This is a genomic window from Arthrobacter sp. HMWF013 (assembly GCF_003061105.1).
Taxonomy (GTDB): domain Bacteria; phylum Actinomycetota; class Actinomycetes; order Actinomycetales; family Micrococcaceae; genus Arthrobacter.
Genome location: NZ_QAIQ01000172.1, coordinates 1 through 23,108, shown reverse-complemented (window position 1 = coordinate 23,108; position 23,108 = coordinate 1). Strand labels below are relative to the sequence as shown.

21 protein-coding genes are annotated in these 23,108 nt (G+C 66.0%); 13 read left to right on the top strand and 8 right to left on the bottom strand.

The annotated features are described in order from the left end of the window. Together DBR22_RS07620 and dmpG are read left to right on the top strand one after the other, a co-directional pair. The coding region (locus DBR22_RS07620) for an acetaldehyde dehydrogenase (acetylating) (protein ID WP_108598512.1) at window positions 1-635 on the top strand (635 nt) is incomplete at its 5' end. Between the two features lie 2 nt (window positions 636-637). Then, complete coding sequence (gene dmpG / locus DBR22_RS07615; RefSeq protein WP_108598507.1) at window positions 638-1,669, top strand: 4-hydroxy-2-oxovalerate aldolase; 1,032 nt, start codon at window positions 638-640, stop codon at window positions 1,667-1,669. Between the two features lie 71 nt (window positions 1,670-1,740). Here the strand turns inward: dmpG and DBR22_RS07610 are convergent, their stop codons facing one another. Continuing rightward, window positions 1,741-2,556, bottom strand: coding sequence for an IclR family transcriptional regulator (locus DBR22_RS07610; protein WP_108598506.1), 816 nt, complete (start codon window positions 2,554-2,556; stop codon window positions 1,741-1,743). Window positions 2,557-2,697: 141 nt separating this feature from the next. Then, complete coding sequence (locus DBR22_RS07605; RefSeq protein ID WP_108598505.1) at window positions 2,698-3,717, bottom strand: VOC family protein; 1,020 nt, start codon at window positions 3,715-3,717, stop codon at window positions 2,698-2,700. A 288-nt stretch (window positions 3,718-4,005) separates the two neighbouring features. Between DBR22_RS07605 and DBR22_RS07600 the strand changes: the two genes are divergently transcribed. The 4 genes from DBR22_RS07600 (at window position 4,006) to DBR22_RS07585 (ending at window position 8,136) form a co-directional block, all read left to right on the top strand. Next, entirely contained in the window at window positions 4,006-4,698 is a 693-nt protein-coding gene (locus tag DBR22_RS07600) for an LmeA family phospholipid-binding protein (RefSeq protein WP_108598504.1), read from the top strand. Between the two features lie 147 nt (window positions 4,699-4,845). Further along, a complete protein-coding gene (locus DBR22_RS07595; RefSeq protein ID WP_258229091.1) occupies window positions 4,846-5,304 on the top strand; it encodes a MarR family winged helix-turn-helix transcriptional regulator in 459 nt (152 codons plus the stop codon). After that, window positions 5,301-6,602 carry an MFS transporter gene (locus DBR22_RS07590; protein ID WP_108598503.1) on the top strand — a complete coding sequence of 434 codons (1,302 nt, stop codon included), beginning with the start codon at window positions 5,301-5,303 and terminating at the stop codon, window positions 6,600-6,602. The genes DBR22_RS07595 and DBR22_RS07590 overlap by 4 nt, the downstream gene beginning before the upstream one ends. Window positions 6,603-6,720: 118 nt before the next feature. After that, a complete protein-coding gene (locus DBR22_RS07585; RefSeq protein WP_108598502.1) occupies window positions 6,721-8,136 on the top strand; it encodes an MFS transporter in 1,416 nt (471 codons plus the stop codon). A 51-nt stretch (window positions 8,137-8,187) separates the two neighbouring features. On the opposite strand, the gene DBR22_RS07580 is transcribed toward DBR22_RS07585, so the two are convergent. The 3 genes from DBR22_RS07580 to DBR22_RS07570 are packed head-to-tail and all read right to left on the bottom strand — an operon-like array spanning window position 8,188 to window position 11,713. Next, the gene (locus DBR22_RS07580; RefSeq protein WP_258229090.1) at window positions 8,188-9,207 is read right to left on the bottom strand and encodes a LacI family DNA-binding transcriptional regulator; all 1,020 of its coding nucleotides are present in this window, start codon (window positions 9,205-9,207) and stop codon (window positions 8,188-8,190) included. Between the two features lie 17 nt (window positions 9,208-9,224). Beyond that, window positions 9,225-10,799, bottom strand: a complete 1,575-nt coding sequence (locus DBR22_RS07575) for a glycoside hydrolase family 43 protein (RefSeq protein WP_108598500.1) — start codon at window positions 10,797-10,799, stop codon at window positions 9,225-9,227. Continuing rightward, the gene (locus DBR22_RS07570) at window positions 10,796-11,713 is read right to left on the bottom strand and encodes a PmoA family protein (protein WP_258229089.1); all 918 of its coding nucleotides are present in this window, start codon (window positions 11,711-11,713) and stop codon (window positions 10,796-10,798) included. The genes DBR22_RS07575 and DBR22_RS07570 overlap by 4 nt, the downstream gene beginning before the upstream one ends. Before the next feature lie 295 nt (window positions 11,714-12,008). Between DBR22_RS07570 and DBR22_RS07565 the strand changes: the two genes are divergently transcribed. The 7 genes from DBR22_RS07565 (at window position 12,009) to DBR22_RS07535 (ending at window position 20,709) form a co-directional block, all read left to right on the top strand. Further along, window positions 12,009-13,313, top strand: coding sequence for an ABC transporter substrate-binding protein (locus tag DBR22_RS07565; protein ID WP_108598499.1), 1,305 nt, complete (start codon window positions 12,009-12,011; stop codon window positions 13,311-13,313). 47 nt (window positions 13,314-13,360) lie between these two features. Then, window positions 13,361-14,314, top strand: a complete 954-nt coding sequence (locus DBR22_RS07560) for a carbohydrate ABC transporter permease (protein WP_108598498.1) — start codon at window positions 13,361-13,363, stop codon at window positions 14,312-14,314. A 10-nt stretch (window positions 14,315-14,324) separates the two neighbouring features. Further along, entirely contained in the window at window positions 14,325-15,221 is an 897-nt protein-coding gene (locus DBR22_RS07555; RefSeq protein WP_108598497.1) for a carbohydrate ABC transporter permease, read from the top strand. A 102-nt stretch (window positions 15,222-15,323) separates the two neighbouring features. Then, window positions 15,324-17,324, top strand: coding sequence for a pectinesterase family protein (locus DBR22_RS07550; protein WP_108598496.1), 2,001 nt, complete (start codon window positions 15,324-15,326; stop codon window positions 17,322-17,324). Continuing rightward, on the top strand, window positions 17,296-18,798 hold the full coding sequence (locus DBR22_RS07545; protein ID WP_258229088.1) for a pectate lyase family protein: 1,503 nt from the start codon (window positions 17,296-17,298) through the stop codon (window positions 18,796-18,798). Before DBR22_RS07550 ends, DBR22_RS07545 begins: the two co-directional genes overlap by 29 nt. A 94-nt stretch (window positions 18,799-18,892) precedes the next feature. Continuing rightward, entirely contained in the window at window positions 18,893-19,591 is a 699-nt protein-coding gene (locus DBR22_RS24380; RefSeq protein ID WP_258229087.1) for a ThuA domain-containing protein, read from the top strand. Next, entirely contained in the window at window positions 19,576-20,709 is a 1,134-nt protein-coding gene (locus tag DBR22_RS07535; RefSeq protein ID WP_258229086.1) for a Gfo/Idh/MocA family protein, read from the top strand. Before DBR22_RS24380 ends, DBR22_RS07535 begins: the two co-directional genes overlap by 16 nt. On the opposite strand, the gene DBR22_RS07530 is transcribed toward DBR22_RS07535, so the two are convergent. The 3 genes from DBR22_RS07530 to DBR22_RS07520 all read right to left on the bottom strand — a co-directional run. Continuing rightward, a complete protein-coding gene (locus DBR22_RS07530) occupies window positions 20,699-21,790 on the bottom strand; it encodes an SDR family oxidoreductase (protein WP_108598493.1) in 1,092 nt (363 codons plus the stop codon). The two genes, DBR22_RS07535 and DBR22_RS07530, sit on opposite strands and share 11 nt — an antisense overlap. A 32-nt stretch (window positions 21,791-21,822) precedes the next feature. After that, window positions 21,823-22,590, bottom strand: a complete 768-nt coding sequence (locus DBR22_RS07525) for an ABC transporter ATP-binding protein (protein WP_181365077.1) — start codon at window positions 22,588-22,590, stop codon at window positions 21,823-21,825. A gap of 33 nt (window positions 22,591-22,623) precedes the next feature. Continuing rightward, a partial coding sequence (locus DBR22_RS07520; protein ID WP_146187425.1) for an FtsX-like permease family protein occupies window positions 22,624-23,108 on the bottom strand: 485 nt, incomplete at its 5' end.

Below are 23,108 nucleotides of genomic sequence, written 5' to 3'. Positions count from 1 at the left end.
CGCCAGCAGCCCTGGGCCCGTTTGTGGTCCCCGCGGTGAATCTCGAGGAACACTTGGATAAGCATGACATCAACATGGTCACCTGCGGCGGGCAGGCGACAATCCCGATAGTGGCCGCCGTCGCCCGTGTTGTCCCGGTCCGCTACGCCGAGATCGTCGCGTCCGTCGCCTCTCGCTCGGCGGGTCCGGGGACCCGGGCCAACATCGACGAGTTCACCGAAACCACCGCCCAGGCCATCGAGCAGGTCGGCGGCGCGGCACGGGGCAAGGCCATCATCATCCTGAACCCGGCCGATCCACCACCCATCATGCGCGACACCGTCTACTGCCTGACCGGCGAAGCCGAACACGGGAAAATCCGGGCCTCCATCATCGAGATGGTGGCCGCCGTATCCCAATACGTGCCCGGCTACCGACTCAAGCAGGATGTGCAGATCACCCCCGTGGAGCCCGAGATGCTGGCACCGTTACTCGGCAAGGACGCCGCAGGTATCCGATGGAAAGTAACCACATTCCTTGAGGTTGAAGGCGCAGCCGACTACCTGCCTGCTTACGCCGGCAACCTCGACATCATGACCTCCGCCGCCCTGAGGGTCGGCGAACTGGTCGCCGCCCGCGACATCATTGGAGTCTGAACATGGCCACCACAACACCTGCCACCAACCCCGGCCCGCTCTATATCCAGGACGTCACCCTTCGGGATGGCATGCACGCCATGCGCCACCGCATCACCATCGATTCCGTAGTCGGCATTGTCAAGGCTCTTGACCAGGCGGGGGTCTCAGCAATCGAGGTCACCCACGGTGATGGGCTCTCCGGCTCCAGCCTCAATTACGGCATCGGCAGCCACAGCGACTGGGAATGGATTGAGGCTGCCTGCGGCAGCATTGAGCGTGCTGTTCCAACCTCCCTGCTGCTCCCGGGCCTTGGCACCATCGAGGACCTGCGCCAGGCGGCCAGGCTCGGCATCCGCTCGGTGCGGATTGCCACGCACTGCACCGAGGCCGACATCTCGGCCCAGCACATCGGAGCCGCACGTGAGCTCGGGCTCGACGTTTCGGGCTTCCTCATGATGTCCCACCTTGCCGAGCCGGCTGACCTGGCCAAACAGGCCAAGCTTATGGAGTCCTATGGCGCGAATTGCGTCTATGTCACTGACTCGGCAGGCGCTCTGACCATGGACGGGGTGCGCGAGCGCATCCGTGCCTACCGCGACCTGCTCGATCCCGGCACCCAGGTGGGCATCCACGCCCACCAGAACCTCTCCCTTGCTGTGGCCAATTCTGTGGTGGCCGTGAAGGAAGGTGCGTTCCGGGTTGATGCTTCCCTCGCGGGGCACGGCGCGGGCGCGGGCAACACACCGATCGAGGCGTTCATTGCCGTGGCAGACAAACTTGGCTGGGAGACGGGATGTTCGGTGTTTGAACTCCAGGATGCGGCAGATGACCTTGTCAGGCCCCTGCAGGAACGTCCGGTGCAGGTTGACCGCGAGACCCTCACCCTCGGCTATGCAGGGGTGTACTCCAGCTTCCTGCTCCATGCCGAGGATGCGTCAAGGAACTATGGCCCTGACGCCCGGGAGCTGCTGACCATTGCCGGGCAGCGCAACCTGGTCGGCGGCCAGGAGGACATGCTGGTGGACATCGCCCTGGACCTCGCCAACCGGTAGGCCGGGAACCGCAAACGCCGGCCCGGCACCCGAAACGGGGTGCCGGGCCGGCGTCGTGGTTGCCCTTTTAGTTAGGCCACGGCGTCGTCTGCCGCCATGGCTGCCTCGGCCAGGACGAGCTCGTTGGAGATGGCCTTGGCCGTGCCGATCAACATGGGCGCGATCCGTTCCAAGGGCGCGGCCAAATCGCCGACCACCGATATGGCAGCCACAGGCCCCCGGGTATCAAGGATGGCAGTGCCGACGCAGGCAATGCCCGGGAAGGACTCGCCGCGCTCGAAGGCCACTCCATTTCGTGCCCTGACCATTGCCAGTTCACGGTGCAGGCCAGCCACGTCGGTAAATTTATGGCCATGGTGCTGTTCGCCGGGCTCGGCGAACAGCTCATGGACAACTTCGGGCGGCAGGAAGGCCAGGATCGCTTTGCCCACAGCGGTGCGGTGCGCAGGTGCGCGTCCGCCGACGCGCGAGGGAACCTTGGCCGCGCCGGGACCGCCGAACTTGTCAAGATAGTAGATTTCGGAGCCGTCGATGGCAGCCAGATGAACCACGAGCCCGGTCCGGTACGCGAGTTCGTTCAGCCGGGCGTTGGATGCCGAGCGCAGCTCTTCGCAAACGATGTCACGGGCTCCAAGCCTCATGGACTTGTACCCGAGGCTATAGAGGTTGCCGACGTGGGCAATCCACCCTGATTGCACCAGCTGCTCAAGGATGCGGTGGGTCGTTGAACGGGGGAGGTTACTGCGCCGTGTCACCTCTTCAAGAGTGAGCCGTGCCATGGGTAGCCCGAAAGCATCCAGGATGCTGCTGATCCGCTCCACCATTGAGGGGGCAAAGGGGTCTTTCAATCCTTTGGCGGCTTCCTTGCCGCCGAGCAAAACTGTCATATTATCCATCCCAGGACACCATTGTCGGGCAAAACTACAACTGGACTTTATCGTTCTGACCATCATAGGGAAATAGCTGGATGCCTCCGGCGCGACCGCTTCGCGGTGCGGTCGGAGGCATCCAGCCGGTGGGCGAAGGTGTCAGCCTATGGTCAGGCCCTCGCCGAGCAGTGAGGTCAGTGAGGCGGAATCCGTGGACGAGTACATCGAGCCGTCAGGCCCCATCGGCAGTGGGTCGCCGAACCACGTGGCTCCGTAATCCATGTTCAGCGGCGTCCATTCGAGCGCCTTCCAGTCGGGATCGAGGATTTGGTAGCCGCCCGCGTACAACTCCACGCGGTGTCCGGAGCCCGGGTCGCGCAGGTAGAGGTACATTGACTGGGCGATGCCGTGCTTGGCGGGGCCGACATCGAAGACTACGTCGTGGTCCCGCAACACATCGGCGGCAATAAGCAGGTCGCTGTGGTTCTCCAGGTTGAAGGCCACGTGGTGCAGCTGGCCGTTCTTCTCCTCAGGGCTCATGGCGATGGCGAGGTCATGAACCTGGGGGGTGACGGACAGCCAGGAGGCGATGAGCATGTCTGCCTCTGGTACGTGCACGTATTCACGGCGCTTGAAGTCGAGGGTCTCGCGCAGCCATCTCTCAGCGGGGGCCACGTTCTGCGGCGCCGTCTGAATGTTGTAATGGTCGATCCGGCGCACGCCCAGCCCACGCCGTCGTGAGCTGTTGCTGGGCAGCTGGGAGCGGATCTCCTCCGGCGCCTCGGGGGCGTCGATGTCGTAGTAGAACTCAAACGGGTGGTCCGAGTAAGGGGTCATGAAACGGATCGCGGTGCCGCGGCCGGCCTGATGGCCACGTGGCAGTTCGAGCACCTCGATGTCCTGCTCCTTGAACTCCTGGGCGTAGAGCTCCACGTCTTCAGGCCGGCCAACCCTGAAACTGTAGGAATCAACGATCGGCTTCTCGCTGGCAAACAAGACCAGGGAGTGGTGTTTCAGTTCCTGGTAGCCACGGAGGTACACCGTGTCACCGACTCTCTGGACTTCCTCCATGCCGAGCAGGTCCCGGAAGAAATTGAGTGAAGTCTCAAGATCCGGTGTGCCCAGCGAAACGGCACCGACGTGAGCGATGCGGGGACCTGGGGATGACGCAATAGCCATGTTTGTAGCTCCTTATGCCTGTCGTCGAGCGACCTACCGATGACGGTTGAGCGGTGGGAACACCCAACCACTTGCCGCGAGTCTAGGTTCGCTCGAACTGCCCGTTCCTGGCCCATTCCACTGAGCGGGATGCCGCTCAGTTGATGGCCAGCTGGCTGTCGACCGGATCCAGGCATCGCCATTCATGTCGTAGCCTTCGTACCCGGCCATCTCGGGACTTCCCGGGTAGGGCACAAAGTGTGGGCTTGCGGTTTCGCACCACAGCCAGCGAGCCAGCAGACTGTCCTCATGGAGTGGACGCGTGCGAAGGACTGGCTGATCGGTGCTGCCGGGATGGTCGTCGTTCTGGGGGTTGTGCTTACTATCCTTTGGTTGCTGGTGAGCGGTCCGGCCGGTGGGGGCGAGGCGGGGGCCGATCCGTCGCCATCGGACAGTGCCGGGAGCCCGCCGGGTGCACAGCCTCCCACCGGCCTACGCGAGGACGAGGTGTGGCTCGCCGATCTTGAATTGGGGGCCGGGACGGTGGTGGCCGCGGGCTCGACGCTCCGCGACGTCCGGGCGATCGGGCAGGATGTGGTTACCGGGCCGGAGGGGCTGGTCGCTGCCCGGCTGTCAGTGGATGCGACTGTGCCGTTCGACGTCATCGCCGGTGAGCTCGGTGGCGGGACGGTGGTCCGCGCCGCTGAAGGCGGCCAGGCCGCCGTCGTTCGCACCGTCGAGGCCCTCGGCCGGGAACTGCGCGTTACCGCGACCGGCACGGTGGAGGTCGAGTCCGGCAGGCTGGTTGTTGAGCCGCGCTCGATCGACTTTGGCGGGCCGGACTTTCTCTCGGACGCCGTCGGCGCCGTAGTAAGGAGCCTCGTGACCGTCGAGCACGAGATTGAGGGCCTGCCCGAGGGCCTGGTGCTTCAGGACGTCACGGTGCAAAGCGACGGTTTCCGCGCCACCCTCCGGGGCGACGACGTCAGGCTCGTCCCGTAATTAACCCGCAGTGTCCAATGCCGCTGCGGCGGCGCTAAAAGAGGACTGGCCGTCCTAGCGAAGAAGATCCATAATGGTTAGCAAGACTAATTAGCAATGCTAACTATCGCCCGCGGACGGTAATGACTCGGGGCGGTAATGAAAGGGATGACCGCCATGACCGGCCCGGTCCACAGCGAGCAGGACAGCCTCCAGCCGGACACTTTGGCCATCGACCTGCGGACCGCCGTGATGCGGACGTCCCGCCGCCTGCGTATCGAGGCAACGGGGGATGTCATCACGCCGGGCCAGTACACCGTTCTCGCGCACCTTCGGGTGAAATCCCAGACCCTCCGCGAACTGGCCGACCGGGAACACGTCCAGGCGCCGTCGATGACACGGATAGTCAATGCGCTCACCGATCAGGGCTTCGCGTCACGATCACCGCATCCGGAGGACGGCCGCCAGGTCCAGGTCAGCATCACTCCGGCCGGCGAGGCGGTGCTCGCCGAGGCACGCAGCCAGCGGACGGCGTGGCTGGCCCAGCGCGTCGCCGGGCTCAGTGAAGAGGACCGCCGAACCCTCAGCCGCGCCGCCCACATCATGCAGGAGCTGAGCGCCAGATGAGTGCCATGTTCCAGGCACTCGAGAACCGCAACTACCGGTTATGGGCCGGCGGGGCGCTCGTGTCCAATATCGGAACCTGGATGCAGAGGATCGCCCAGGACTGGCTGGTACTGACCGTCCTCACGGACAATTCCGGCACCGCCGTCGGCATCACCACGGGGCTTCAGTTCCTGCCCATGCTCCTGCTCGGTCCGTACGCCGGGGTGCTGGCGGACCGCTACCGCAAACGCGTGATCCTGCTGTGGGCGCAGTCAGCCATGGGCCTGATTGGGCTCCTGGTGGGCATCCTGGTGCTGACCGGCACCGCGCAGCTGTGGCAGGCCTACCTGGCGGCCCTGTGCCTCGGAGTGGCCGGCGCCATTGATGGTCCGGCGCGCCAGGCGTTCGTTTCCGAACTGGTCGGGCAGAAACACGTAGCAAACGCGGTCGCATTGAACTCGGCGTCGTTCAACACGGCACGGCTCACCGGGCCGGCCATCGCCGGCCTGCTCATCGCGTGGATCGGCACAGGTCCGGTATTCCTGCTCAACGCGGCCAGCTTCGCCGCCGTCATCCTCTCCTTGTGGCGGATCCGGACGTCTGAACTGGCACCTTCCGAGCCCGCGGTCCGGGGCAAGGGCCAGGTCACCGAGGGCCTGCGGTACGTCCGACGGCGCCCGGACCTGGTGCTCATCCTCGTGATGGTGGGGATACTCGGCGCCTTTGGCATGAATTTCCCCATCATCAACGCCCTGATGTCCACCGCTGAATTCGGGATGGGCCCGGGGGAGTTTGGGCTCCTGGGCTCCGTGATGGCCGTGGGGACGCTGGCCGGGGCCCTCCTTGCAGCCCGCAGGACCGGTCCCCGGCTGCGGTTTCTGCTCGGCGGCGCGCTCGGATTGGGCATCTTTACCTTGATAGCGAGCGTATCGCCGTCCTTCTGGCTGTACGCCGCCGTCCTGGTTCCGGTGGGCCTGGCTGCCATCACCTTCCTGAACAGCTGCAACACCAGCATCCAGCTGTCAGTGAATCCCCAATTCCGCGGGCGGGTTCTGGCCCTCTACCTGGCCGTCCTTCAGGGCGGAACCGCCTTGGGGGCGCCCCTGATGGGATGGATCGGCACTGAATTCGGCGCACGCTGGTCAGTGGCCGCCGGCGGCGCGGTGGTGCTCCTGACCGGCCTGATTTCGGTGATCGTGGTCAGCCGGAGGAGCCGGCTGACCTTTCCGCAGCAGGTTCGGACCGTGTTCGTCCGGAGGCGCTCACGCAATCGACCGGTTCAGGGGCCAGAGGCCGCCGGCGAAGCTGAGGGCATGTGAAAAGACGTACGACGGCGGGAGCCGGCCGCCGTCGCCCGTTCTGAAATCTGTCGGCCGGCCGCTGCCAAGCCAGCCGAAAACCTGTCCCAGCCTCATCGTTCCCAGTAAACTGGACCCCATGACCGAGCACGAACCGGCCCCTTCCCTGGCCGCGGAGGCTCCCGCCGTCGTGGACACTTCTGTACGCAGCCCGGCGGAGCGGTCCCGCACATTCGCCGGCATCCTGGTGAACACCGGCGTCGCCAACATCACCACCAGCTACCTGTGGTTCGCCCTGACCTTCTGGGTGTATCTGGAGACGCGCAACGTGATCGCCACCGGGGTGATCGGCGGCGCGTACATGCTGCTGATTGCCCTCTCCAGCATCAGCTTCGGCACCTTCGTTGACCGCTACCGCAAGCTGGCCGTGATGCGCTTCGCCGCCGGCTTCACCCTGGTGATGTTCGTGCTGTCCGGGGTGCTGTTCCTGCTGACGCCACCCGCCATGATGCTGGACCTCACACAGCCCTGGTTCTGGATCCTCACCGTGATCATCCTGATCGGCGCGGTGGTGGAAAACCTGCGCAACATCGCCCTCTCCACCACGGTCACCATCCTCATCGAGCCGGACCGGCGGGACAAGGCGAACGGGATGGTGGGCATGGTGCAGGGGCTGATGCTGATCGTCACCTCGGTCCTCTCCGGGCTGTCGGTCGGGTTGCTGGGGATGGGCTGGACGATCATCGTCTCGCTGGTGCTCACGGCGCTCGCCTTCGCGCATCTGCTCACGCTGCGCATGCCGGAGGAGGTGCAGGCTGCGGCAACGGACGCGCACGGCGGGTTCGACCTGCACGGCTCCCTCACCGCGGTCCTGGCAATTTCCGGACTGTTCGCGCTGATCGTCTTCTCCACGTTCAACAACTTCATCGGCGGCGTCTACATGGCGCTGATGGATCCCTACGGCCTGGAGATGTTCCCCGTGGAGGTGTGGGGGACCGTCTTCGCGGTCGGCTCCACCGGCATCCTCGTGGGCGGGGCGCTGATCGCCAAGTTCGGGCTGGGGTCCAACCCGTTGCGCACCATGCTCATGGCGGTGATCGTCATGGGGATCCTCGGGGCGGTGTTCACGGTGCGGGAATGGGCATGGCTGTACATCGCCGGAATCTGGCTGTACCTGGTCCTGGTGCCGTTCGTGGAGGCAGCCGAGCAGACCGTCATCCAGCAGGTGGTGCCGCTGCCCCGGCAGGGCCGGGTGTTCGGATTCGCCATGGCGTTCGAGTCCGCGGCGGCGCCGGTCACCGCATTCCTCATCGCGCCGATCGCCCAGTTCTGGATCATCCCCTACGCGCGATCTGCCGACGGCGCCGCGCAGCTGGAACCGCTGCTGGGCGAGGGCGTCTCCCGGGGGATCGCCCTGGTGTTCCTGGTGGCCGGGATCATCATGGTCATCGCCGCGCTGCTGGCATTCCTCACCCCCGTTTACCGCCGGCTCTCGGCGTCGTATGCCAAGACGGCGGCGGAGGCTGCGGAGGACCGTACGACGGCGGAACCCTAGCGCCAGCCTGCGCGCGGCCTTGGCCTGGGGGCGCCTTAGCCCGCGTCCGGCTTAGCCCGCGCGCGGCGGGGCGGTGCTGCCACGCACCACCATTTCGGTGGCCAGTTCCAGGGCGGCCGGCGTGGCCGGTCTGTGCTGGTCGAACTGTTCCGTCAGCATTCCAACGGCCATGGATGCCAGCTGGGCCAAGGGCTGGCGGACGGTGGTCAGGGGCGGTGACGTCAGGGCGGCCTGGGCAATATCGTCGAAACCCACCACGCTGAGGTCCGCCGGAATCTTCAGCGAACGCCCCGTGGCGGCATTCATGACGCCCAGGGCCTGCAGGTCATTGGCGGCGAAGATCGCAGTGGGTGGCTCCGGCAGGTCAAGGAGGTCCCCGCCGTGCCGGACGCCGGCTTCGATGCTGAAGTCGCCGTCGCGCACCAGCTCCGGAAGGACCGGCAGCCCCGCTTCGTGCAGTGCGGCGGCATAAGCGGCATACCGTGCCCGGCTGTGCCCGGACCCGTGGCCCCGGCCGGTGATGATGCCGATCCGGCGGTGGCCCAGTTCCAGCAGGTGGCCCACCGCGGCGAGGGCTCCGGAGAACGACGCCGGGCTGACGCTGGGGATCGTGAGCCCCTCCGTGCCTTCGGGGTCAACAGCTACGGCGGGGATATTGAGGCTGCGGAGGGTGGTCACCAGCCGGGAACCGCGGCGCGGAGCCAGGAGCACCACTCCCGCCAGCCGGTTGGCGGATGACTCGCGGAGTTTCCGCCAGGACTCGGCCGTGGCGTGCTCCGCCCGCGTGTAAACGACGGAGTAGCCAAGCCTCGCAGCGGCGTCCTCCGCCCCGGCCATGATCTCGAGCACCCACGGGGAATCGAAGTTGTTGACCACCAGCTGCAGCAGCCCCGGCTGGTCCGCAGGCGCGTTCCGCTTGGTGTAATCGAGCTCCTCCAGGGCCTGGCGGACCTTGGCGCGCGTGGCTTCGGAAACATGCGAGCGTCCGTTGAGGACCTTGGACACTGTGGGGACCGAGACGCCTGCCGCGGCGGCCACATCTGCGATCTTGGGGCGCGGAGTGGCGGTCAACAGAGCAGTCCTTGGGGTCATCGGGAAGCGGCGGCGAGATGCGCGGCGAATGCCCGGCGGACCGGGGCAGTCTCAACCCGCACGGGACCAACGATAACACTGCCGCTGTCCGGTGATCCCAGCGGTGAAGCCGTGAAGATCCCCAGTTCCGCGCCGATCCATTTGCCTTCCACCACCTCGAAGTTCCACCCCTGGACTTCCCACGGGTCAGCGCGCCCGGCGCGCCAGGCGAACGTGGAGCGCGGGGTGCCGTCCGTGCGGATCTGCAGTTCAATCCGCGGGCCCGTCAACGGGACGGGCCTGCCCAGCGGCAATTCGTGCGGGGAATCTCCTCCCGTGCCGCTTCCCAGGATGTAGCCGTCGGCAGTCTTGATGATCCCGAGCCATGCGTACCGCTGCCCGAGAACGACGACGCCGGCCCGGGTACCCACCGGGACACCGTCCAGTTCCAGCGTGGTGGTGAACACGGACGGCGTGCCGGGCAGGATCTGGCCCAGCACGTTGGGCAGTTCGCGAAGGTTCCCGGGATCGTTGGCCTGGGGACAAAGCACCAGCTGCCCGCCTCCGGGCTGGCGCGACCAGGAATCCTTCGGATTGGCCTGCCAGTGCCATTGCGGCCCCAGCCCGGGGGATTCGAAGGTGTCGCCGGCCGGCGGCGCCGCCTCTTTGATCACTGTTCCCGCCGGGTAGGGGTGGCTGGCCACGGGAGTTCCGGGGCCGCCGTCGTCCGCTGGCGTTCCCATCCACGGCCAGCCGTCCCCGCCCCAGCCCATCGGCTGGAGGTGGACCACGCGGCCGTAGGGGCCACGGTCCTGGAAGTGCAGGAACCAGTCCTGTCCCTCGGGCGTGGTGACCCAGGCGCCCTGGTGGGGACCGTTGACCTCGGAATTTCCCTGTTCCAGCACCTTGCGTCCTTCATAGGGGCCGAACGGGGAGCGGGATCGGAAAACCGACTGCCAGCCGGTGGCCACCCCGCCCGCCGGCGCGAAGATCCAGTACCAGCCGTCGCGTTTGTAGAATTTGGGGCCTTCCAGCGTGGTGTAGCCGGGGAGGTCCGCCCCGTTGATCACGTGGGTGCCGTGGTCCAGGAGCCGGTCCGCGTCCGGGCTCATGCGGTGGACTGTCAGCCGGTTCTTGACGCCCACCCTGCTGTGCGCCCAGCCATGGACCAGGTAGGCCTCGCCGTCGTCGTCCCAGAGCGGGCAAGGATCGATGATCCCGCGCCCCGCGTACAGCAGGTGAGGCGTGGTCCATGGCCCCTCGGCGCGTTCGGCGCTGAGGACGAAGATGCCGTGGTCCGGGTCCGGGTAGAAGATCCAGAAGCGGCCGTTGTGGTGGCGCAGGGCCGGTGCCCAGACACCGCTTCCGTGGCGCACCAGCGAGTAGTGGCTGCCCTGCGGCAGTTCGGCGAGGGCGTGGCCGGCGTGTTCCCAGTCCACGAGGTTCCGCGATTTCAGGACGGGCAGTCCGGGAACCCGGTTGAAGCTGGAGGCGATGAGGTAATAGGTGCCGTCCACCTGCACTGCATCAGGGTCCGGCCAGTCGCCATTGAGGATGGGGTTGGAGTAGAGGGGGGTGATCCGGGTTGTCATGGTGTCCTGTCGGAAGTGCCGGGGCGGCTGGTTCGTGGGTGGTGGTGGAGCAGGTCAAGGGCGCGGGCGGCCGTGGGCACGGGGCCGTCGTGGATCACGGCGTGGAGGCTGAGCCTGAGCGGGTTGCTGTGATCCACCGAGGCCGCATCCGCCCAGGCAACCGCAGGGCCTGCCCCCAGGTAGCCCTCTGCCCTGATGAACCACGGGCGCAGGAGGCCGGGGTCCTGGGCAAGGACAACGCTCACCGGTCCGCCAGCGGTCTGCATGGTGACCGACAGCCACGGTGACATCGACCCGTGAGCGGCGTCGGCGCCGCTGCCGGCGGCGGACAGGATCTGCGGGTCCCCGGTGCCGCGGGGGAACCTCCAGAAGATTCCGCCGTACCCGGCGCCTGCCCTGCCCTTGACGGCCGACGACGACACCAACAGCCGCTCCACGCCCGCCGCCGGGAAGATCACCGACGTCAGGGACAGGCCCCAGCTTCCGGCCCCAGGGTGGACGAAGCGCTCGATGCGCCGCTGCTCGACGGCGAGCTCGTTGTCCGACTCCGACCGCCAGGAGACGCGGCCCTCTTCTGTTCTGCCCGTTTCGCTCTCGAACGATTGCCAGCCGAGGGGGAGTTGCCGGCCGTGGTTGGCCAGGAGCATGGGGCCGGTGGCGGCGGTGAAGGTGGACCCGCCCCAGAAGTTGGTGCCGTTGATGTCGGAGAAGGCAACGGACAGGCCCAGGTGATGCGGATGGTCCGCCGGCCCGGCCTCGGTCACGGTTGCACCGGCAAGGGAACGCACCGGATGGAGAAAGGGGCGGGGCGCGCTGGTGGCGGGCTGACGCAGGGTGGTGACGTGGTCCGCAAGCTGCTGCCCGGAGCATGCAGGGCCGCCGGGTGCCTCCGCCGGGATGGCGTGGGTGACCACAGGACCTCCTGGTTGTTGATTGCCGGTGATGTGGGGATCAGCCTAGCCATCACGGAAACCTTCGGCAAGTGGCACAGAAAGTTTCTTAACTATTTTTGCTGATCGACTTCAAAAGATTGTGTTGACAGTCACAGTGATTCCTTGCTAGAAATCGTTTACTCACTTTTTCTGAAAGCTCTGGAAGATCTTGCTCGGTCGAGTGGAACCAGTTGTTTGATTCAGAAAGTTTCCTGACTCCAGGCGGCGATCCAGCCGCCGGGAGCCAGTCCGGACATCCTTAGAGAGGCGTCATTCGATGAAGAAGACAGCGAACACCCGCATCCCCCGCAGAGTCATCCTTGGGGCAGCGATCACCGCGGCAGGCCTGGCCCTGAGCGGCTGCGGCGGAGCATCCACGCCTTCGGCAGGCGGCAATGTGGAACTGAACTTCGTCTACTGGGGTGACTCCAACCGCGCCAAGATGACGGACGCCGCCATCAAGATCTTCGAGGAGAAAAACCCGGGGATCACGGTCAAGAGCGAATACCAGGACAGCGGGCCCTACGCGGACAAGCTGGCAACCCGGTTCGCCGGCGGCAACCCCCCGGACGTACTGAACATGGCCAACCGGACCCTGCTGGAATACGCCCAGCGCGGCACCCTCGCAGACCTGAAGACGCTGCCGGAGATCGATCTGGCCAAGATTCCCGGAACCATCCAGAGCCGCGGCGAGGTGGACGGCAAACTGTACGGCCTGGCCACCGGCGTCAACCTCATCGGCATGGTGGTGAACAAGACCATCACAGACCAGGCCGGTGTCACCATCCCGGATGACAAGACCTGGAGCTGGGAGGACTACGCCAAGTTCGCCACCGAGGTGTCGCAAAAGACCGGCGGAAAGATCTACGGTGCGGGCTATGACGTTGCCACCGAAACTGGCCCCATCCTGTTCGCCCGGCAGCGTGGCGAGGACTTCTACACCAAGGACAACAAGCTCGGCGTGAGCGAGGAAACCATCCGCGAATGGTTCCAGTACAGCGTGGACCTGCGCCAGGCAGGCGGCTACCCGCCCGCCGGCTTCTTCGAGCAGATCGGCGGTTCGCCTGCGCAGTCCTACCTCGCCAAGGGAACTGTCGCGTCCCAGATCATTCCCATCAACAACTTCAAGGGCTACAACGAGGCCTCCGGCGGAAACCTGGTCCTGCTGCGCATGCCCGGTGAGACCACCGAAAAGCGCCGCGGCTACTCCGCCGATCCGAGCATGCTCTGGTCCGTTGCCGCGAAGTCCAAGCACCCCAAGGAAGCCGCCAAGCTGCTGAACTTCCTGATCAACGACGTCGACGGCGCCGCCCAGACCCTGACCCAGCGCGGTGTGCCCATCAACCCGGACGTGACCGAAGCCATCCTGTCCAAGCTCGGGCCGGATGACACCAAATTCGTCGAGATGGTGGCGGATATCCAGAAGGATGACCTGCCGCCCGCCTACGTCTACCCCAAGGGCGCCAGCGTGGTGGCGGACACCCTCAAGCAGCTCGGCACCGAAGTGGAATTTGGCCGCATCACCCCGGCAGACGCAGCAAAGACCTTCCTCGAGAAGAGCAATGCCGCCATCAACAAGTAGCCGCCCCGCGCCCAGACACCCAGCCAAGCAGATAGGAGCCTGACACCATGTCAGTGCTGACCAAGCAAGCCTCCGGCGCTGCCGCCGCCCTCGCAGCGCCGGCGCGTGGCACACCGAAGCGTGGCCCCTCCCGGCGCACCAACCAGCGCTCGGGCTACCTCTTTCTGTTGCCGTGGTTCCTCGGCATGCTCTTTACGATCATCCCGTTCTTCGCCTCGCTCTACCTTGCCTTCACGGACTACAACCTCTTCACCGAGCCGAACTTCGTGGGGCTGGCCAACTTCCAGGCCATGTTCGAGGACCCCCGGCTCCTGCAGTCCCTGAAGGTCACGTTCATCTACACCTTCGTCTCGGTGCCGATCTCGCTGGGCATTGCGCTGCTGGTTGCCCTGGTGCTGAACCGCGGACTCAGCGGCCTCTCGATCTACCGGTCCGTGTACTACCTGCCGTCCCTGCTGGGCGGCAGCGTGGCGATCGTGATGCTGTGGCGCTACATCTTCGGCAACGACGGCATCGTCAACGGGTTCCTGGGCTGGTTCGGCATCCAGGGGCCGGCCTGGGTCACCGACCCCGAATTTGCCTTGAGTACCCTGCTCGTCCTGAACGTGTGGACATTCGGTTCGCCCATGGTGATCTTCCTGGCCGGCCTGCGGCAGGTACCCACCATGTACTACGAGGCCGCCTCCATTGACGGCGCTTCGAAGTGGCGGCAGTTCCGCGCCATCACGTTGCCGCTGATCAGCCCCATCATTTTCTTCAACCTCATCATGCAGCTCATCGGGTCCTTCCAGACCTTTACCCAGGGCTATGTGATGAGCGGCGGCACGGGCGGACCGGCGGATTCAACACTGTTCTACAACCTGTACCTGTACCAGAAGGGCTTCACCGAATTCGAGATGGGTTACGCCTCCGCCATGGCATGGCTGCTGCTGATGATTATTGCGATTTTCACGGCCATCAACTTCATCGCATCCAAGTTCTGGGTCTTCTACGACAATTAAGGCAACCGCTATGGCTCTCCTCGAACTACCCGTCAAGAACAAGCAAAAGAAGGAAGAAGCTCCGGAAGATGCGCTGACCGGCACCCCGGGGACCCGCTTCTCCCGCCACCTGATCCTGTGCCTGGTGGGCCTGGTCATGCTGTATCCGCTGCTGTGGCTGATCTCCAGCTCCTTCAAGCCCAGCAACGACATCTTCCGCCAGCTCGGCCTGTGGCCGGAGAACTGGGACTTCAGCAACTACGAACAGGGCTGGAATGCGCTGAACCAGCCCTTCCACGTCTACCTGATCAACTCCCTGATCGTGGTCGTCTTCTCGATCATCGGGAACATCTTCTCCTGCGCCCTGGCCGCCTACGCCTTCGCCCGGATGGAGTTCACCGGCCGGAAGCTCTTCTTCGCCCTGATGCTGGGCACCCTCATGCTCCCCGGCCACGTGCTCCTGGTGCCGCAGTACATCATCTTCTCCCAGCTGGGCTGGCTTGATACCTACCTGCCGCTGATCGTGCCGAACTTCATGGCCACCAACGCGTTCTTCATCTTCCTGATGGTGCAGTTCATGAAGGCGCTCCCCAAGGAACTGGACGACGCCGCCCAGATCGACGGCTGCGGACCGTTCCGCACGTTCCTCCGGGTGATCATGCCCCTCTGCATCCCGGCCATGGCCACCACCGCGATCTTCACGTTCATCTCCACCTGGAACGAGTTCTTCGGACCGCTGCTTTACATCCAGAACCAGGACCTCTACACGGTTCCCCTGGCCCTGCGGGCGTTTATGGACTCGGAAGGCCAGAGCATGTGGGGCCCCATGTTCGCCATGTCCGTGGTGTCCATCGCCCCCATCATCGGCTTCTTCATCGCCGGCCAGAAGTATCTCATCAACGGCATCGCCACCGCCGGACTGAAATAGCTCCGCCCCGTACTTCTCCGTACGCATCGCTGACTGAACAACACCCTTCAATGAACACGTCCTGGCTGGAGGCTGCCCGGACACAAAACAAAGGAGTTTTGCATGAGTTTGCGACGCCTACTCGGCGCGGCCACCGCCGTCGTGATGCTGGGGAGCCTCACGGCCATCCCGGCCGCGAACGCGGTCCCCGCGGACACCCAAACCCTCACCGCCGGTACGGATGTTCAAGGTACCCCCGAAGCCATGTGGAAGGAGACGCCGGACGGTTTCGCTTCCCTTCCCGGCTACGGCCTGTCCGGAACCACCGGCGGCCAGGCAGGCAGGATCGTCACGGCTTCCACCATCCAGGAACTCAAGGACTACGCGGCGGCAACCGAACCGCTGGTCATCTTCATCCGCGGTACCCTCACGGCTGCTGATTACATCAAGATCCCGGTGGCGGCCAACAAGAGCTTCATCGGGGTGGGAGCGGATGCGGAGGTGGTGAACGCCGGCTTCAAACTCATCAGCGTCTCCAACGTCATCTTCCGGAACTTCACTGTCAGGGATGCCTACATTCCCGGGGACTGGGACGGCAAGAGCCCTGAGAACGACCGCGACGGCCTCCAGCTCGATACCACCCACCACGTCTGGGTTGACCACATGACGTTCCAGCGGATGGGCGACGGCCTGATCGACACCCGCAAGGACTCGGACCTCGTCACCTACTCGTGGAACGTCTTCGCAGACAACAACAAGGCCCTCGGCGTCGGCTGGTCCGCGAACGCGGTGACCCGAATGACCATCCACCACAACTGGATCCGCAACACCACCCAGCGCAACTTCAGCCTCGACAACACCGCGGCAGCCCACGTCTATAACAACTACCTGCAGGACATCGGCCAGTACGGAATGATGGGCCGCAACGCCGCGAAGGTGGTCCTGGAGGGCAATACCTTCACCGCCGTCCAGGATCCGGTAGTGGCCAAGGATCCGGCCACCGAGGTGGTGAACCGGGACAACATCTTCAACGGCACCCGCGGCCGGAAGGACAACGTGGGTGCGGCCTTCGATCCCACCCAGAACTACGCCTACCAAAAGGACGACGCCGCCCGGGTACCGGAGATTGTGGCAGCCGGCGCCGGTCCCCGCGGGAACAGCGCGCCGAACAACACCACGGACATCACCGTAGCCCTGGACGGCACAGGCGACTTCGGCAGCCTCCAGGCCGCCATCGGTTCGGTGCCCGGCGGCAGCACCCTCCCACGCACCATCACGGTCAAACCCGGCACCTACCGGGAATCCGTCAACATCTGGGCCGACCGCCCCAACCTCACCATCCAGGGCGCCACAGCCAACCCGGCCGACGTCGTCATTACCTATGACCTCCCGGCCAACGGCGTGAAATTCTTTGGCGGCACCTGGGGTGCCGGCGGCAGCGCTACCCTCAATGTCCTCGCCGAGGGCACCACGGTGCGGAACCTCACCGTCGAGAACGCCTATGACGAAGCCGCCAACGGAGGCAGCCAGGCGCTCGCCGTCCGGACCGTGGCGGACAAAGTCACGTTCGATGGCACCCGCTTCCTGGGCAACCAGGACACGTACCTCGCCGATACCACCGGCCGCGACGCCACAGCACGCACCTACCTCAAGAACTGCTACATCGAGGGTGACGTGGACTTCATCTACGGCCGCGGCACGGCAGTGCTGGACGGCTGCACCATCCACTCCCTGGACCGTGGGAGCGCAACCAACAACGGCTACATCGTGGCCCCGAGCACCAAGAACTCGAACCCGTACGGCATTCTGATCACCAACAGCGCCCTCACCTCGGATGCCGCACCGGGCACCGTCAGCCTGGGCCGCCCCTGGTTTGCCAGCAGTGATCCGGCCGCGCACCCGATGGCGGTGATCCGGGACTCGGTCCTGGGCAACCACATCGCCGTCCAGGGCTGGGCCGACATGAGCGGCCACGCCTGGACCGAGGGACGGTTCGCCGAATTCAACAACACCGGGCCGGGTGCGTACGTCAATGAATTCCATCCCCAGCTCACGCCCGCGGATGCGCTCATGTTCACCAAGGAAGCCTTCCTCGGTGACTGGACCCCGGAAGGACGCGGCTGAGATGGAGCAGGCACCTGCAATGAACGTCCGACGGCGGAGCCTCCTGGCAGCCGGCCTGACAGCGGGCGCTGTGGTTGGGTCGGGCCTGCTCGGCCCGGCAGCGAAGGCGGCGTCTCCTGCGGGGCTGGATGCCGCCGTCGGCTCCGATGGCTTTGCCGAGGCCGGGCTGCCGGTGGGCCGCGCGCTCGGCGGCACCGCGTGGACTGATGGGCCGGAAGGGTTTGCCGGCGTGGCAGCCCACGGCCGCTCCGGCACCACCGGCGGGGCGGGCGGCAGGGTGGTCCGTGCCGCAACACCGGACCAGCTCCGCGTTTTCGCCAGGAGCCCTGAGCCGCTGGTGGTGATCATCGAGGGTGAACTGGTGTTCGCGCAGTACGAGAAACTGACCGTCACAGCCAACAAGTCCTTCCTTGGGGCCGGCGAAGGAGCCGCGGTGGTGAACGCCGGCTTCAGGCTCATCAACGTCTCCAACGTGGTGTTCCGCAACTTCACCGTCCGGGACTCCTATATCCCGGGCGACTTCGCGGGGAAACGGCCGGACAACGACAGGGACGGCATCCAGATGGACACCTCCACGCACGTCTGGGTGGACCATATGCATTTCACCCGGCTGGGCGACGGCCTGGTGGATATCCGCAAGGACTGCGACAACGTCACCCTGTCCTGGAACGTCTTTGCGGACCACAACAAGGCACTGGGTGAAGGCTGGACGCAGAATGTTGTTACCCGGCTGACGCTGCACCACAACTGGATCCGGAACACCCACCAGCGCAACGCCAGCCTGGACAACACGGCAGCCTCGCACGTTTACAACAACTACCTGGAGAACATTTCCAGCTACGGGATGCTCGGCCGGAACGCGGCGCTGCTGGTGGTGGAGGGCAACTACTTCCGGAATGTCCGTAACCCGCTCCATCACCAGGGACCGGGAGGCGAACTGGTGGCCCGGGACAATGTCTTCGAAGCGTGCAGCGGCAACACCGGTGTGCAGCGGGGCCAGTCCTTCGATCCGGTTGCCGCGTACCCGTACGGGCTCTCGCCCGCCCACGCGGTCCCGGCACTGGTTCGTGGCTTCGGAGGTCCGTTGGGCGGGACGGAACCGGCACCGGCGAGACTCCTCACCGTGGCACTTGACGGCACCGGGGACTACGCCAGCATCCGGGCCGCCGTAGGGGCAATTCCACCGAACAGTCCGGGGCCTGTGACGGTCCTGCTGCAGCCCGGTACCTACCAGGAGCCCGCGGTTATCTGGGGTGACCGGCGCAATGTCACACTGGCGGGGGCAACGGGAAACGCCGCGGATGTGGTGCTGACCAACAGCGAGGGAGTCACCCTGCTGGTGGCAGCGGACGGTTCGACCGTGCGGGACCTGACCGTCACTTCGGATGCGCCGCAGGACGGCCACGTCCTTCTGGCCACGGGACACAATGTCACCTACTCGAACGTGACAGTTCTCAACGGCACGTCCGGCTAGCCTGACATTCCTCTGCAGGGGTCTGCCCGCAACATCGGGCAGGCCCCTGCAGGGGAACACTCCACCTCCCGCAGATACCACAAGAATGAGGCCCATGAAAACCACCAAGACTGCCCTCGTGGTGCGGGGCGGCTGGGACGGGCACCAGCCGGTCGAAGCCACCGAACTGTTCATCCCCCACCTCAAAGAGCACGGCTACGACGTCCGGGTGGAGGAATCCCCCAAAATCTACGCCGACGCCGGTTACCTTGCCGGGGTGGACCTCATCATGCAGTGCGTGACCATGTCCACCATCGAGAAGGACGAGCTGCAGGGCCTCCGCACCGCCGTGGAGAACGGCACCGGCCTGGCGGGCTGGCACGGCGGGATCGCCGACTCGTACCGGAACAGCGCGGATTACCTGCACCTGATCGGCGGCCAGTTCGCCTGCCATCCCGGGAAGCACCCCGACGAGCGGACCGGCGAACGCTCGGACAACTACGTCCCCTATACGGTCAACATGCTCCCTGCTGCCGCCGATCATCCCATCACCCGGGGCATCTCCGACTTCGGCCTCGTCACCGAGCAGTACTGGGTGCTCACCGACAGCTACAGCGACGTCCTCGCCACCACCACCCAGCAGGCCCGCGAGTGGGACCCATGGCACCGCGAGGTCACCTCCCCGGCGATCTGGACCCGGCAGTGGGGCAAGGGCCGGATTTTCGTGTGCACACCGGGCCACCAGACCGATGTCCTCAAAGACAACAACGTCCGCACCATCATCGAAAGGGGTTTGCTGTGGGCAAGCCGGTAAGAGTTGGCATCATCGGCTGCGGGAAGATCGCCGGGCAATACCTGGAGAGCTTCCGCCGCCTCGACGACGTCATCCTGGTGGCCGTGGCGGACCTCAACCCTGCCCGCGCCCAGGCCGTGGCCGACGCGTACCAGGGCGTGCAGGCGATGCCGGTGGAGGCGCTCCTGGACGCTGACGACGTCGACCTCGTCCTCAACCTGACCGTCCCCGCAGCACACGCCGGCGTGGCACTCCGGGCCATCGCCGCCGGCAAGCACGTGTACGGCGAGAAGCCGCTGGCCGCCACCATCGCGGAAGCCCGCGAAGTGCTCGACGCCGCCCGGGCGGCCGGGGTTCTCGTCGGCTGCGCCCCGGACACGGTCCTCGGCACCGGCATCCAGACCGCCCGCAAAGCGATCGACGACGGCCTCATCGGCGCGCCGGTCGCTGCGACCGCGGTAATGCTGACGCCCGGACACGAGCGCTGGCACCCGGATCCGGACTTCTACTACCAGCCCGGCGGCGGCCCGCTGCTGGACATGGGCCCGTACTACATCAGCGCGCTCGTGACTCTGCTCGGCCCGGTCAGCTCGGTCATCGGCGCCGCCAGCGCCGGCCGCAGCGAACGGACCATCGGCTCAGGACCACGTGAAGGACAGACCGTACCCGTGGACATCGACACCCACGTGACCGGCATCCTGGCGCACACCTCAGGCGCCATCTCCACCCTCGTCATGAGCTTCGACGCGGTCCAGTCGACGTCGGCGAACATCGAAGTCCACGGCCAGCTGGGTTCCCTCGCTGTCCCGGACCCCAATCATTTCGACGGCGACGTCCGGCTCTTCGCGCTCGGCGCCGACGACTGGGTGACGCTGCCGGTCTCGGCCGGGTATTTCGGTTCCGGACGCGGCTACGGCATCGCGGACCTTGCCGCGACGCCGCCTGGGGAGGAGCCCCGGGCAGGCGGCGCCCTGGCGTACCACGTGCTGGAGATCATGGAGTCCGTGCTGGACTCAGCGCACACCGGGCAGGCCGTCGCTATCCGCAGCGCAGCCGAACGTCCGCCCGCTGTCGCGCTCGCGGACCTCGCCAACTCGGGGCAGGCAGTGCCTTCCGGCAGCGCCTCGATCAGGGAATGAGGTTGTCGGCCCGGTACCGGTCGAAGAGGGCAGTGAAGGCGTCAAGGGTCCGCCGGTAGCCGGTGAACCCGGCGTCCCGGCTCTTGCCCATGTCTGTCACTACCTCAATGCCGCGCCCAAGGTCGCTGTCCGTGTGCCACCAGGACGCCAACCGGTCCAGATCCGGCTCGCTCAGGTGATGGCGCCCGGCAAGCTCCCTCCACTGGTCCTCCCGCCCCGTCATGGACTGCCCGAGGGGACGGGGCTCCCCTTCGTACCCCTCCCAGTCCACGCCGAAGTAGGCTGCGAGCTTCGGCCACATCCACCGCCAGCGGAACACATCGCCGTTGACAATATTGAACGCCTCGTTGGCGGCCTGCGGTGTGGTGGATGCCCAGATCATGTGCTCCGCGAGCAGGCCCGCCTCGGTCATATCGGTCAGCCCGTTCCACTGCGTTTCGGATCCCGGGAAGACGAACGGCTCCCCGGCCTCCCTGCAGAGCGTCGCCTGGGCGGCGAGCGTGAGCCCCATGTTCATGGCGTTGCCCACTGCGTGCCCGATCACCGTGTGCGCGCGGTGCACAGACCAGGTGAACCCCTGCTCCGCGGCCGCCGCCCAGAGTTCATCCTCCTGGGCGTAGTAGAAGTTCGGCACCGGCAGGCGCGGCTCCTCCTCGTGGAAGGGCGTGTCGGCCATCTTCCCGGCTGCGTACGCCTCGAAGGGGCCGAGGTAGTGCTTGAGTCCGGTCATCAGGGCAACGTGGGCCACGTCTTTGCCCTGGAGTGCAGCGAGGAGATCGCGCACCATACCGGCGTTGACGGCGATGTTCTCCTCCTCAGTGTCACGCCGGGACCAGGCCGTGAAGAAAACGTGCGAGGGATTTTCCGGTCCGAGCACTTGGCTCAACGATGCAGCGGAGGTCAGGTCCGTGGAGAGCCAACGCACGCCAGGGCGCTCTGCTCCGGGCCTCCGGGACAGCGCAAGAACGGCCCACCCCTCGGCAGTCAGGCTCTCGACGAGAGCGGATCCGGCGATGCCGGTGGCCCCCACGACGAGTGCCGTGCGCCCCGTGCCCGCTGCTGTTCCTGTGCTGATGGTCATGGCGCTCCTTCTGGTGTCTGCTGCTCGTGTCCCTAGAGCGACAAGCCACCGCCCCCGGCAGATATTCCAACCGGCAACGCCGGCGCGGCCAGCAGGCCGTCGCGCATCACGGCGACGGCGTCGGTCAGCGGGACGAATTCGGTGTCGTGGGTGACCATCACGGTGGCCACCTGGAATTCGTCCGTCACCCGGCGCAGCAGCCCCACGATCGAGGCGCTCCGCGCATGGTCCAGCGCCGCCGTCGGCTCATCCACCAGCAGCACCTTCGGGCTGCCCATCAGGGCGCGGGCGATGTTCACCCGCTGCCGCTGGCCGCCTGAGAGCTGGTGCGGCCGCTTGTCCGCGGACGCGGCCAGGCCCACCAGGTCCAGGAGCCCGGCAGCCCGGGAACGCGCAGCTTTCAGGGACTTGCCACGCAGGTGGTTGCCGATCATCAGCTGCTCGACGGCGGTGAGGGAAGCCAGGAGGTTGGGCTGCTGGAAGATGATGCCCACCGTCTCCCTGCGCAGCGCGGTGAGTTCCCTGTCCTTCAGGCCGGCCGTGGTGGTTCCGTCGATGATCACGTCCCCGCTGCTGGGGCGCACCAGGGTGGCGGCAACTGCCAGGAGGCTGGATTTGCCCGAGCCGGACGGGCCCACGAGCGAGACCATCCGGCCCGCACCGACGCTCAGGCTGACGTTGTCCAGGGCTTTGATGGTGCCGGCCCCGTCCGGGTATTCGAGGGTGACGTTGGTGAGGGACAGCGGCTGAGTAAGGGTTGAGCCGGCGGTTGATGTGGTGAGCGGTGCTGTTAAAGACACGGGAAAAACCTTTCGGAGAGAAAGAACGGAGGGTTAGTTGCCGCCGAGGGCGATCAGCGGATCGACGGCGGTGACGCGGCGGACTGCCAGTGCGGCGCCGGCCAGCCCCAGGGCCACTATCCCCAGCACCGGAAGCAGGGTGGTGGCCGGCGTGATCAGGAACGGCGCGGCCTGGGCTGCGGCGAATCCGCCGAGGAGACCGATTGCACCGCCCAGCCCCGCGCCCGCCAGCAGCACCATGGCCGCCTGGGCGATGGCGTCACGCAGCACGTAACCGCCGGAAGCACCCAATGCCTTGAGCACGGCGATGTCGCGGGTCCGCTGCACTGTCCACACGGTCAGGAAGGCAACGATCACCAGCGCTGAGATGCCGTAGAGGAACGCCTGCATCAGCATCAGCGAACCGTTCTCGCTCTTGTAGGAGCCCAACGCCTGGAACGAACCCGTGCGGCTCGTGCTGACCGTGCCGGCCAGGGCATTCGCGGCCGTCTCGTCCACCACGGCACCATCCTGGTACG